Source organism: Pseudomonas sp. NFX5 (genome assembly GCF_049132125.1).
GTDB lineage: Bacteria > Pseudomonadota > Gammaproteobacteria > Pseudomonadales > Pseudomonadaceae > Aquipseudomonas > Aquipseudomonas marginalis.
Genome location: NZ_JAFMZG010000013.1, coordinates 38,439 through 51,362, shown reverse-complemented (window position 1 = coordinate 51,362; position 12,924 = coordinate 38,439). Strand labels below are relative to the sequence as shown.

Here is a 12,924-nt window from a genome sequence, read left to right as displayed (position 1 = left end):
TAAACAAACTTCAACTATTCTCTGAACTGACCCGCTCGGTCATCAAGCTGGCTGCCAAGGCAACTCCGGCGGCCATGAGGTCTGACTAGACTGGCCCATCACACAAAAAAACAACAATAAGACAGTGCGCCAAGGAGGTCATCGCCGTGAGCCTAGCCCCCGTTCTATCGCCGCAGAATGTCAAAGACCAGGTCAGCGCTGCCGAATGGCAGACCCGCGTCGACCTGGCGGCCTGCTATCGCCTGGTGGCGCTGCATGGCTGGGATGACCTGATCTTTACCCATATCTCGGCCAAGGTGCCGGGCACCGATGATTTCCTGATCAACCCCTACGGGCTGATGTTCCACGAGATCACCGCGTCGAGCCTGGTCAAGGTCGACCTGGCCGGCAACAAACTGATGGACAGCCCCTACGACATCAATCCGGCGGGCTACACCATACACAGTGCCATCCATGAAGTTCGCCATGATGTGACGTGCGTGCTGCACACCCACACGGCCGCGGGTGTGGCCGTCGCTGCGCAGAAGCAGGGCGTGTTGCCCATCAGCCAGCAATCGCTCTTCGTGCTGTCGAGCCTGGCCTACCACGCCTACGAAGGCGTGGCCTTGAACCACGAAGAAAAAGCCCGCCTGCAGGCCGACCTCGGGGATAGCAATTTCCTGATGCTGCACAACCATGGCCTGCTGACCTGCGGCAGTACCATTGCCGACACCTTTCTGATGATGTTCACCTTCCAGCGCGCCTGCGATATTCAGGTGCTGGCGCAGAGCGGCGGCGCCGAATTGATCGCCATCGGGCCGCAGATTCTTGCCGGTGCCAAGGCGATGGTGGCGGCTGTCACAAAGAGCGCCCAAGGCATGGGCGGCGCGTTGGCCTGGCCGGCCTTGCTGCGCAAATTGGACCAGCAAGACCCAGGGTATAACCGCTGATGCCACTCGCCGAAATCCCGCTCAGAGTCTGGCGCAAGCGTGGCCAGGATTTCGTCTTTCGCGGCCGTACCCTTCGCTATTGGGTGGCCGGGCAGGGCGAACCGCTGCTGCTGATCCATGGCTTCCCCACGGCCAGTTGGGACTGGCATTACCTATGGCAACCCCTGGCCCAGCGGCACCTGGTGATCGCCTGCGACATGCTCGGCTTCGGTGACTCGGCCAAGCCGCTGGACCACGATTATTGCCTGCTGGAGCAGGCGGACTTGCAACAGGCCCTGCTCGAACACTTGCGAGTGGAGCAGCCGGTGCATGTGTTGGCCCACGACTACGGTGATAGCGTCGCCCAGGAACTCCTGGCCCGGCACTACGAAGGCCGGTTTGAGATGGCCAGCTGTGTGTTCCTCAATGGCGGGTTGTTCCCCGAAACCCATCGCCTGGCGCTGGTGCAAAAACTCTTGCTCAGCCCCCTGGGCTGGATGATCGGCCGCGCCTTCGGGCGAAGTGCCCTGTCTGACAGCTTCGGCCAGATATTCGGCCCCGACACCCGCCCCAGTGAAAGTGCCCTGGATGATTTCTGGAGCCTGATCAATGCCAACGGCGGCACGCGCATCCTGCACAAACTGATCGCCTACGTCCCCCAGCGCCGTCGCCTGCGTGATCGCTGGGTCGGCGCGATGCAGCGCGGCGAAGTGCCGTTGCGGGTGATCGACGGCGAAGTGGACCCGATCTCCGGCGCGCATATGGTCGAGCGTTACCAGCAACTGGTGCCCGACGCCGACACGGTGTTGCTGGCCAATATCGGCCACTACCCGCAGATCGAGGCGCCGGTGCAGGTGCTCAGGCACTACCAGGCCTTTCGTGATCGGCTCGGGGAGCCGGCCTCGCAAGTGGCCTATTCCTGATCCCGAATCCTTTTCTGTAGGAGCGAGCTTGCTCGCGAAAATCGTCAACGATAACGTGGGAATCCTGACACCGCGCGGCGCTCTGGGATTTTTCGCGAGCAAGCTCGCTCCTACAGAGAGACGAGTCATCATCCCCCAGCCTTATCGAGCACCATTCAGCCTCCGCCGTATTTATTGTGACCGCAGGCGCGTTGCCGGACACTCGAACCATTCCCATTGTCGCCAGCGGAGTTTGGTATGAGTGAGTCAGTGCAGTTCCAGGATAAGGTCGTGATCGTCACCGGTGCCGGCGGCGGATTGGGCCGGGCCCATGCGCTGCTGTTCGCCAGGCACGGGGCCAAGGTCCTGGTCAACGACCTCGGCGGTTCTACCCAGGGCGAGGGCGCCAATGCCTCCGCCGCCGATCGGGTGGTCGCCGAGATTCGTGCTGCGGGCGGTGTCGCCGAGGCCAACCATGACTCTGTCACCGACGGTGACAAAATCGTCCAGAACGCCCTCGACGTTTTCGGTCGCGTCGACGTAGTGGTCAACAACGCCGGCATCCTGCGTGACAAAACCTTCCACAAAATGGACGACGCCGACTGGGACCTGGTTTACCGCGTGCATGTCGAAGGCGCCTACAAAGTCACCCGCGCCGCCTGGCCCCACCTGCGTGAGCAAGGCTACGGCCGGGTGATCTTCACCGCGTCCACCTCGGGCATCTACGGCAATTTCGGCCAGTCCAACTACGGCATGGCCAAGCTCGGGCTGTACGGCCTGACCCGCACCCTGGCCCTGGAAGGGCGCAAGAACAACATCCTGGTCAATGCGATCGCCCCTACCGGCGGTACGCGCATGACCGAAGGCCTGATCCCGCCGCAAGTGTTCGAGCGCCTCAAGCCGGAACTGGTCAGCCCGCTGGTGGTGTACCTGGGCAGCGAAGCGTGCCAGGAAACGTCCGGGCTGTTCGAGGTGGGTGGCGGCTGGATCGGCAAGACCCGCTGGGAACGCAGCCTGGGCGTAGGCTTCGACCCTGAAGCCGGGTTCTCCCCCGATGACGTGGCGGCGCATTGGGCGCAGATCTGCGACTTTGAAGGCGCAGCCCACCCCACCGACAACATCGAAGCGCTGAAGGAGATGATGGCGAACTTGCAGAAGTACAGCCTGTGATCGTTGCTTGAAAAAGCTTGAATCCCACGGGGCGCTGATGGCGCCCCGTTTTATTTCAGGCAAAAAAAAGCCGCTGCAAACGCAGCGGCTGAAGTCAGACGTTGGATCAAGGAGCGACAAATCAACGTCAGTGAACACAGGTAACAGATTGAAAACAGGCATCAATCCATTCAAGTCTGGCTGTTCTTCCCGAGGGGGAAGCGGGCTGTTTGCCCTGAAAGCCAGGCAAGAATAGTCGGTTGTTACAAAATGAGTAATCCCGATTCATGACAAGGACTGTTACTGAAAGCGCAACAGTTTCAGGGCAAGCCATCCATTCCCCTGATAGCCCGCCATCCACCCAATCCATGGGGCTGCCCGCACCCCGGCCAGAGCGGCTTGTCATCCTTTCGAGCGATAGAGCGAATCCCTCCTTGGTGCGCTTATCGCTCCTGATGCGCGGCAGTAGGGTGAGGCCTTCTGTCACTCACCGGGGAAGACGCATGACAAAAACAACAATGCGCGCCATCTTCACGCCACAGGCGCTGGCCGCTGCGGTTGCGTTGGGTTGCTGTGCCCAGGCACAGGCTGTTTCCTTCAATATTGGCGAGATCGAAGGGCAATTCGACTCCTCGCTGTCGGTCGGCTCGAGCTGGGGCATGCGCGATGCCGATAAAAAGCTCGTGGGCACCGTCAATGGTGGCACGGGCCAGGCTTCCACGGGGGATGACGGGCGTCTCAACTTCAAGAAGGGTGAGACCTTCTCCAAGATCTTCAAAGGCCTGCATGACCTGGAGCTGAAGTACGGCGACACCGGTGTGTTCGTGCGCGGCAAGTACTGGTACGACTTCGAACTCAAGGACGAAGACCGCGAGTTCAAGCAGATCAGCGACCACAACCGCAAGGAAGGCGCCAAGTCCAGCGGTGCGCAGATCCTCGATGCGTTCGTCTACCACAACTACTCCCTGGGCGACCTGCCGGGCACCGTGCGTGCCGGCAAGCAGGTGGTCAGTTGGGGCGAAAGTACCTTCATCGGCAACTCCATCAACAGCATCAACCCGATTGACGTGTCGGCGTTCCGTCGGCCCGGTGCCGAGATCAAGGAAGGGCTGATCCCGGTCAACATGTTGTTTGCGTCCCAGAGCCTGACCAACCAACTGACCGTGGAAGGCTTCTACCAGCTGGAGTGGGACCAGACGGTGCTGGATAACTGCGGCACCTTCTTTGGCAATGACGTGGCGGCGGATGGCTGCACCGGCAACTACACGGTGGGTAGTCCGGCGATTGCACCGCTCCAACCGATCGCAGCGGCTCGCGGCCAAGGCTTTGTGGTGACCCGCGAAGGTGTGGTGGTGCAGCGTGCCGGTGATCGCGATGCACGGGACTCCGGCCAATTCGGTGCAGCCTTGCGCTGGCTGGGCGATGACACGGAGTACGGCCTGTACTTCATGAACTACCACAGCCGCACGCCGACTGTGGGCACGATTACCGCCAACACCAATCTGGCGACCATCGGTGGTATCGCGGCGGCCGCTCCGGCGGGCTTCGGTTCGGCCCTGGCCCAGAGCACCATGCTTGGCCGTGGCCAGTACTACCTCGACTATCCGGAAGACATCCGCCTGTTCGGCGCCAGTTTCTCCACCACCTTGCCCACCGGCACGGCGTGGACCGGCGAGATCAGCTACCGCCCGAATGCACCGGTGCAGCTCAACACCACTGACTTGACCCTGGCCCTGATCAACCCGATTGCCGGCAATGCGGCATCGCCGATCCGTTCCTCCTTCGGTGCCGACAACAAGGGCTACCGCCGCAAGGAAATCACCCAGATCCAAAGCACCATGACTCAGTTCTTCGACCAGGTGCTGGGCGCTGAACGCTTGACCCTGGTGGGCGAAGCGGCCGTGGTGCATGTGGCCGGCCTGGAGGATAAATCCAAGCTGCGTTACGGCCGCGACTCGGTGTACGGCGCCTATGGTTTCCAGGGTGACACCGACGGTTTCGTCACCTCCACCTCCTGGGGCTACCGCGCGCGGGCGATCCTCGACTACAACAATGCGATTGCCGGGGTGAACCTCAAGCCCAACCTGTCCTGGTCCCATGACGTGGCCGGCTACGGGCCCAACGGGATCTTCAATAAAGGCGCCAAGGCCATCAGCGTCGGCGTGGATGCGGACTATCGCAGCACCTACACCGCCAGCCTCAGCTACACCGACTTCTTTGGCGGCGACTACAACACCCTGACCGACCGCGACTTCCTCGCCCTCAGCTTCGGCGTGAACTTCTGATTTGGCTTAAAAAAGAAGGACAAGAATCCATGCGTAAGACAATTGCAGTATTGGCCCTCAGCCTGTTGGCTTCCCACGTGATGGCGGCGGTGTCGCCGGAAGAGGCGGCCAAGCTGGGCACCACCCTGACACCGGTCGGCGCCGAAAAAGCCGGCAACGCCGATGGCTCGATCCCGGCTTGGACCGGCGGTATCCCGAAAAACGCCGGCGCGGTAGACAGCAAAGGCTTCCTCGCCGACCCGTTCGCCAATGAAAAACCGCTGTTCGTGATCACCGCCGCCACGGTGGACAAGTACAAGGACAAACTCTCCGACGGCCAGGTGGCGATGTTCAAGCGCTACCCCGAGACCTACAAGATCCCGGTGTACCCGAGCCACCGTACGGTCAACCTGCCACCGGATATCTACGAGTCGATCAAGCGCAGCGCGCTGAACGTCAAGACGATCAACGACGGCAACGGCCTGGAAAACTTCACCGGTAACCGTTACTACGCGTTCCCGATTCCCAAGAATGGCGTGGAAGTGCTGTGGAACCACATCACCCGCTACCACGGTGGCAACCTGCGCCGCATCATCACCCAGGCCACCCCGCAGACCAATGGCAGCTACACGCCGATCCGCTTCGAGGAGGAAGTGGCGGTGCCCCAGGCGATTCCCGATATCGACCAGGCCAAGGCGGCCAACGTGCTGAGCTATTTCAAGCAGTCGGTGACCGCCCCGGCACGCCTGGCGGGCAACGTACTGCTGGTGCACGAGACCCTCGACCAGGTAAAGGAGCCACGCCTGGCCTGGATCTACAACGCCGGCCAGCGCCGCGTGCGCCGCGCGCCGCAAGTGTCCTATGACGGCCCGGGCACCGCGTCCGACGGCCTGCGCACCACCGACAACTTCGACATGTTCTCCGGCGCCCCCGACCGCTATGACTGGAAGCTGGTGGGCAAGAAAGAGATGTACATCCCCTACAACAGCTACAAGCTCGATTCGCCGTCGCTCAAGTACGACGACATCATCAAGGCCGGTCATATCAACCAGGACCTGACCCGTTACGAACTGCACCGCGTGTGGGAAGTGGTCGGCACGGTCAAGCCGAGCGAGCGGCACATCTACGCCAAGCGCCACATGTACATCGACGAAGACAGCTGGCAAGTCGCGCTGGTGGATCACTACGACGGTCGTGGCCAACTGTGGCGCGTCGCCGAAGGCCATGCGCAGTTCTACTACGACCACCAGGTGCCGGCCTACACCGTCGAGACTCTGTACGACATCATTGCCGGACGCTACATCGCACTGGGCATGAAGAACGAGGAGAAGAGCAGCTTCGTGTTCGGCTTTGCGGCCAAGGCAGCGGACTACACCCCGGCGGCGTTGAGGGCTGAAGGCGTGCGCTGATCCCCCATGTGAAATGCAATCCAGTGTGGGAGGGGGCTTTGTACACATGGGGTTCTGTGCATGGCCCTCAATCACCCTGCTGAATACTTCTTCAACAACCACCCGCCACAGGACTAGGGTAAGCATCAGGTTGCATAACAATAAAAAAGCAGGATGCAGCAATGACTGCCATGACACGCTGCCTGGACCGTCCTGGATTCATGCCCCGGCTGTCCGCTCACCATTTGCTGCGCCCACGCCTGGCCGAGCCGTTGCTGACGGACCAGGCCAGGGTCAAATTACTCTGCGCCCCCGGCGGCAGTGGCAAGAGCGCGCTGCTCGCCGAATGTGCGTTGCAGGCGCCTGCGGGTTGCCAGGTGTACTGGTTGCCCCTCAATGGCGCGGTGCTCAGCCCCCTCGATCTGTGCCTGCGGCTGGCGCAAAACCTGGGCCTGACGTTTACCGATGAAACCACCTTGCTGCTCGACCTCAGCCGCTGGCAGGCCTCGGCGTGGCTGTTCCTCGATGATTTTTGCCGCTTGCCCACGCCCGACACCGACGCCTTGCTCGACCGCCTGCTCACCGCCAGCAGCCCGGCCCTGACCTGGTGGCTGGGCGCACGGCGGCGACCGGCGTGCAACTGGCCGCGCCTGCTGCTCGACGATGAGTTGCTCGAATGTGGCGCCGAACTGGCCTTCAGCCCTGGGGAAATCCAGCAACTGCTCAGCCATGCCCCCGGGCATTCGGTCGACAGCGTGCAGCAGTTCAGCGCCGGTTGGTGCGCGGGCGTGCGCATCGCCCTGCTGGGGGATGGGCACCCCGACAAGACCTTGCTCGACTACCTGCAACACGAACTGTTCAGCACATTGCCGCCGGAGCTGGCGGAGGCCTGGCGCGTGCTGGCCCATCTGCCGCGCTTCAACGCCGGCCTGTGCGAGCACTTGTTCGGCGCGGGTGACGGTGACCAGTACCTGAGGGATCTGCAGGTGCTCGGCGCCTTTATCCAGCCGTGGGAAGACACCGACTGGCTGCAGGTTTTTCCGCCCCTGGCGCAGTTGATGCAAAACGAGCCCTGGCCGGCCAAACGCTCCTGGCATCGCCGCGCCTGCCAATGGTTCTGCGCCGAACAGGACTGGCAGGCCGCCTTCGAACAGGCGCTGCTGGCCGAAGAATATGAAATGGCAGTGAGCCTGTTGCAGCATTTCAGTTTCGAGGACCTGTTCCGCCAGCAGAACGCCGTCTTGCTGTTGCACCTGCATGAGCAGCATGGCGATGAGTTGATGCTCGGCTCGGCACAACTGGTGGGGCTGGTGACGGCGGCGTTGCTGTTTGCCGGGCGTTTCGAGCAGGCAGCGGTGTGCATCGATCAACTGGCCCGGTTTGCCCCGCAACCGACGGCGGCGCAGCAGCGGTATTTGTTGGCGCGCTGGCAGGCGCAATGGGGCTGGCTGCTGCATCTGAGCGGCGATGCCGAGGGCTCGCGCCTGCATTTTCTGGAGGCGCTGCAAGCCTTGCCCGACAGCGCGTGGACCTCGCGGCTGATGTGCCTGTCGGGCCTGACCCAGCAGGCCTTGTTGCGCGGCGAACTGGACGTGGCCCAACGCCTGAACCGCGAAGCGCTGTGCCTGGCGCGCGCCCAGGGTTCGTTGCTGCTGGAGGCGCTGCTTGAACTGGATCACGCTCAACTGCTGGAACAGCGCGGGGCACCGTACCGGGCCCAGAGCCTGCTGGAAAATGTACAGGCCATGTTACTTGAGCAGCGGCTCAAGGCCGGCCCCTTGGTGGGGCGTATCGCCTTGCGGCGCGGGCACCTGGCCTTGCGCCAGGGCCAGGACAGCCTGGCCGCCGAGTGTTTCGACACGGGCTTGAAGATGTGCCTGCACAGCCAGGACAAGCGCGTGCTCTACGGCTTTCTCGGCCTGGCACTGTTGGCTGCCAACCGCGGCGATTACGCCCAGGCTTTTGTCCAGTTGCGTGAGGCTGAGCGGCTGATGCAGCAACGCCAGGTGCCGGACACGGTGTACCGCGCGGTGCTGCTGTTGGTCAGCGGGCACTTCTGGTTGCAGCAGGGGCGCGCCGAATTGACCGTGGAAGCGGTGCGCCGCGTGCTGCGTCACTTCCGTGGGCCCCAGGCCAAACAAGCACCGCCGGCCACCCTGGAACTGATCCCGCGTCTTGAATACCTGTTGGTGCTGGCGGAGGTGAAGCTGGGCTGCGCCGAGCAACCGCTGGAACGGCTCCACGCGTTGCTGCAAGCCACCCATCAGCGCGGCATGCTGTGCCTGGAAATCGAACTGCACCTGGTGCTGGGCGAAGTCGCCTGGCAGTTGGGTGATCCGGCCCTGGCGCGCCGCTCGCTGCAAGCCGGCCTGGAGCTGGCGGCGCGTTGCCAGGTGCAGCAAGCGATTCGCGAATTGCGTCTGCGCGCGCCGGGACTGCTGAGTGAGCTGGGCCTGGAACCTCAGGCATCAACCCCGGGCACGGTGGAAAACCCCTTGAGCCAGCGCGAACTGGAAGTGCTGCAACTGATCGCCCTCGGCAGTTCCAACCTGGAGATTGCCGACCGCCTGTTTATCTCCCTGCACACCGTCAAGACCCACGCACGGCGCATTCACAGCAAGCTCGGTGTAGAGCGGCGCACCCAGGCGGTGGCCAAGGCCAAGACCTTGGGCCTGATGGTTTAGATGAACGCCTGACGGTATTCGCCGGGCGTCGCGCCCATGGCCTGGCGAAAGCGATGGGTAAAGTGGCTGGCGCTGGAAAAACCGCACAGCAAGGCAATCTCGCCCAACGGCAGGGCGCCGCCACGCAGCAGGTTTTGCGCGCGGGTCAGCCGGCGCGCCAGCAGGTACTGATGGGGCGGCAGGCCGAAGCTTTGGCGAAACATCCGGGCGAAATGGTACTCCGACAACGCGCACAACCCAGCCAGTTGCCCAAGGCTGATGGGGTCTTCCAGGTGCTGGTCGATGTAGTCCACCAGCAACCTTCGTTGGTAGGCGGCCAGCCCGCCTTTCAACCGCAGGCCTTCGCGGGCGCCCACCTGGCTGAGCAGGGTGTGGCTGAGCATTTCATGGGCGAGGCTGCTGGTGAGCAGGCGTTCGGCGGGTTCGTCCCAGTTGAGGGCGATCAACTGGTGGAAGCGTCGGGCCAGGCGCTGGTCTTCCAGGAAGGTACTTTCCCGCAGTTCCAGCGCGCGCGGTTCGCGATCAAGCAGGGTAACGCAGCCCAGGGCAAATTGTTCCGGGCTGAAATACACGTGGGCCAGGCGGATTTCACCGTTGATCACCCAGGCCGATTGGTGCTCGGCAGGCAGGATGCACAGCTTGTCGGGGCCGCCCTTGGTGCCCGGCCGGTCGCGCCGAAACGTGCCGGTGCCGCCACCGACATAGCAGGACAAGGTGTGATGGCTGGGCGCCTGGTAGTCCTGGGAATCGTGATGGTTGCTCCACAAGGCCGCGGACAAGCCGTCACCGAGCTCGGCGCAGGCTTCCAGGCGTGCGTTGGGCGAGCGGTTAAGGGCTTGGAAGACTTGCAGGGATTCCAGGTCTGGCATGGTGTGTGTTCTCCGACGCCTTGCATCCTACTCCGCGAGGCTGGCGCTGTGATCCCATCGCCCGACAAAAGCGCAAGATTGTGCAAGAGCCTCGCCCGGGTTGAAGGCGACACTGTGGCTCAATCGATGGAGCACGCTATGAACCTTTCCCTGTATCTACTTACCGTGCTGATCTGGGGCACCACCTGGATCGCCCTCAAATGGCAGCTTGGCGTGGTGGCGATTCCCGTGTCCATTGTCTACCGCTTCGGCCTGGCGGCCCTGATGTTGTTTGCGTTGCTGCTGGTCAGTCGCAAGTTGCAGGTGATGAACCGGCGCGGGCACCTTATCTGCCTGGCCCAGGGGTTGTGCCTGTTTTGTGTCAACTTCATGTGCTTTCTCACGGCCAGCCAATGGATCCCCAGCGGCCTGGTGGCGGTGGTGTTTTCCACGGCCACGCTGTGGAATGCGCTGAACGCCCGGGTGTTTTTCGGCCAGCGGGTGGCACGCAATGTGTTGATGGGCGGTAGCCTGGGCTTGGCCGGCTTGGGCCTGCTGTTCTGGCCGGAACTGGTGGGGCATACCGCCAGCCCGCAGACCTTGCTGGGGTTGGGGTTGGCGTTGCTGGGGACGATGTGTTTCTCGGCGGGCAATATGCTCTCGAGCCTGCAGCAGAAGGCCGGTCTGAGGCCGCTGACCACGAATGCCTGGGGCATGTTGTATGGTTCGTTGATGCTGGCGACCTACTGCGTGGTGCGCGGTATTCCGTTTGAGATGGACTGGAGCGCACGGTACATCGGTGCGTTGTGGTACCTGGTGATTCCGGGGTCGGTGATCGGTTTTACCGCTTACCTGACGTTGGTCGGGCGCATGGGGCCGGAGCGTGCGGCGTATTGCACGGTGCTGTTCCCGGTGGTGGCGCTGAATGTGTCGGCGTTTGCCGAAGGCTACCAGTGGACCGCGCCGGCGTTGGCGGGGTTGGTACTGGTGATGCTGGGGAATGTGTTGGTGTTTCGTAAGCCCAAGGTGGCTCAGCCGGTGAATCCGATCCTTCAGGCAAAGCAGGTCTAGTGTGGGAGGGGGCAAGCTCCCTCCCACATTTCCTGCATTTCTCACATTTGACCGAGTTGTCTGGTTTATTTGAGCCCTAAACGCTTGGCCATCCGGCCGAGGTTGGCGCGGTCCAGGCCCAGTTCGCGGGCGGCGCTGGCCCAGTTGTGCTGGTGGCGTTCCAAGCAGGCGTTGATGACTTGGCGCTGGTAGTCCTCGGTGGCCTGGCGCAGGTCACCGGTGACGGCCAGGGCTGCTTCTGCCGGTGCTTCGATCATTGGCGTGCTGACGTCGGGCAAATCCAGGTCCTGGGCACTCAGGCTCAGAATCTTCGGGCGTTCGCGACAGTTACCCAGGGCTTTCAGCGCGCTGCGGCCGATCAAATGTTCCAGCTCCCGCACATTGCCCGGCCAGTTATAGGCCAGCAGCGCCGCCTGGGCATCGCTGGTCAGGCGCAGGCTGCCCAGGCCCATGCGTGAGCGGTTCTGCTCGAGGAAGAAGCCGGCCAGCAGCAACACATCACGCCCGCGCTCGCGCAGGGCCGGCACTTGCAGCGGGTACACGCTCAGGCGATGGTAGAAGTCGGCGCGGTAGCGGCCGTTGCGCACTTCATCGGCGAGGTCGCGGTTGGTGGCGGCGATCAGGCGCACGTCCACCTGGTGTTCCTTGTCCGAGCCCAGGCGCTGCAACTGGCCGCTTTGCAGCACCCGAAGCAGCTTGGCCTGCACGCTCAGGGACAGTTCGCCCACTTCGTCCAGAAACAGCGTGCCGCCATTGGCCAGCTCGAACTTGCCGCGCCGTTCATTCAGCGCGCCCGTAAAGGCGCCACGCACATGGCCGAACAACTCGCTTTCCACCAGGGTTTCCGGCAGGGCCGCGCAGTTGAGGCTGATCAGCGGTTTGTCCGCCCGGGACGACGCCGCGTGAATGGCCTGGGCCACCAGTTCCTTGCCCACCCCGGTTTCGCCGGTGATCAGCACCGTGAGGTCGCTGCCACCCACCAGCTTGATTTCCTCCACCAGGCGCTTGTGGGTTTTGCTCTGGCCGATCATTTCCTTGTGCTGCTGGCCGCTGGCCTGGCGGTAGATTTCGGCGCGCTGGTGTTCGTCTTCGGCGCGCAACGCCAGGCGTTCGATACGTTCGGCCACGTTGACCGTGGCGGCGGCGAGGCTGGCGAAGGCTTGCAGGGCGTCCAGTTCCACCCGTTCGAAGCGTTCGGTGTCCAGCGCGTCCAGGGTCAACAGGCCCCAGGGCAGATCGTCGACAAACAGCGGGCAGCCCATGCAGTCGTGGACTTCCAGGTGGCCGTGCACGCCATCGACCAGGCCGTCGTAGGGATCGGGCAATTCGCTGTCACTGTCAAAGCGTGTGGGCCCAGGGCTGCTGAGCAACACGGCGAAGCGCGGATGTTCGCTGACCTTGAAGCGGCGGCCCAGGGTGTCCGCGCTCAAGCCATCCACCGCCAGCGGCACCAGCGACTCGCCGTCCAGGCGCAGCAGGGCGGCCGCATCACACGGCAACAGGGCGCGCATGGCTTGCAGCAGGCGTCGATAGCGTTCGCCTTCGGGCAGTTCCCGCGACAGGTCGGCGACCAGCGGCAGCAGGGTGGTGAGCAGCGAGTGTGCAGTCATAATGACTCCTTGTAGTCCATAAGACTATAAGGTGTAGGAGGTCATACTGACTACATAATGTTCAACTTATTGAAATTAAAGGATTTATAAGTTGGCATGA

At 62.8% G+C, this 12,924-nt stretch carries 9 protein-coding genes and 1 pseudogene; 8 read left to right on the top strand and 2 right to left on the bottom strand.

The annotated features are described in order from the left end of the window. Positions 1–146 precede the first annotated feature (146 nt). The 7 genes and pseudogenes from J1N02_RS08405 to J1N02_RS08375 all read left to right on the top strand — a co-directional run bounded on the left by J1N02_RS08405 (position 147) and on the right by J1N02_RS08375 (position 9,295). Positions 147–929, top strand: coding sequence for a class II aldolase/adducin family protein (locus J1N02_RS08405; RefSeq protein ID WP_098480093.1), 783 nt, complete (start codon positions 147–149; stop codon positions 927–929). Next, positions 929–1,831 carry an alpha/beta fold hydrolase gene (locus tag J1N02_RS08400; protein WP_368963189.1) on the top strand — a complete coding sequence of 301 codons (903 nt, stop codon included), beginning with the start codon at positions 929–931 and terminating at the stop codon, positions 1,829–1,831. The genes J1N02_RS08405 and J1N02_RS08400 overlap by 1 nt, the downstream gene beginning before the upstream one ends. Before the next feature lie 28 nt (positions 1,832–1,859). Beyond that, positions 1,860–1,973 (top strand): annotated as a pseudogene (locus J1N02_RS08395) (outer membrane lipoprotein carrier protein LolA); the annotation flags it as partial. Positions 1,974–2,068: 95 nt separating this feature from the next. After that, the gene (locus J1N02_RS08390) at positions 2,069–2,980 is read left to right on the top strand and encodes an SDR family oxidoreductase (RefSeq protein ID WP_027607631.1); all 912 of its coding nucleotides are present in this window, start codon (positions 2,069–2,071) and stop codon (positions 2,978–2,980) included. Positions 2,981–3,462: 482 nt separating this feature from the next. Continuing rightward, positions 3,463–5,244, top strand: coding sequence for a DUF1302 domain-containing protein (locus tag J1N02_RS08385; RefSeq protein ID WP_081744486.1), 1,782 nt, complete (start codon positions 3,463–3,465; stop codon positions 5,242–5,244). Between the two features lie 29 nt (positions 5,245–5,273). Further along, complete coding sequence (locus tag J1N02_RS08380) at positions 5,274–6,632, top strand: DUF1329 domain-containing protein (RefSeq protein WP_027607629.1); 1,359 nt, start codon at positions 5,274–5,276, stop codon at positions 6,630–6,632. A 161-nt stretch (positions 6,633–6,793) separates the two neighbouring features. Then, positions 6,794–9,295 (top strand): LuxR C-terminal-related transcriptional regulator, encoded by a 2,502-nt coding sequence (locus tag J1N02_RS08375; RefSeq protein ID WP_098480095.1) that lies wholly within the window; start codon positions 6,794–6,796, stop codon positions 9,293–9,295. On the opposite strand, the gene J1N02_RS08370 is transcribed toward J1N02_RS08375, so the two are convergent. Next, positions 9,292–10,164 (bottom strand): helix-turn-helix domain-containing protein, encoded by an 873-nt coding sequence (locus J1N02_RS08370; protein ID WP_027607627.1) that lies wholly within the window; start codon positions 10,162–10,164, stop codon positions 9,292–9,294. The two genes, J1N02_RS08375 and J1N02_RS08370, sit on opposite strands and share 4 nt — an antisense overlap. A 138-nt stretch (positions 10,165–10,302) precedes the next feature. Between J1N02_RS08370 and J1N02_RS08365 the strand changes: the two genes are divergently transcribed. Then, positions 10,303–11,214 (top strand): DMT family transporter, encoded by a 912-nt coding sequence (locus J1N02_RS08365; RefSeq protein ID WP_421147271.1) that lies wholly within the window; start codon positions 10,303–10,305, stop codon positions 11,212–11,214. A 65-nt stretch (positions 11,215–11,279) separates the two neighbouring features. Here J1N02_RS08365 and norR read toward each other — a convergent pair whose 3' ends face one another. Further along, complete coding sequence (norR, locus tag J1N02_RS08360; protein ID WP_027607625.1) at positions 11,280–12,824, bottom strand: nitric oxide reductase transcriptional regulator NorR; 1,545 nt, start codon at positions 12,822–12,824, stop codon at positions 11,280–11,282. Between the last annotated feature and the right edge of the window lie 100 nt (positions 12,825–12,924).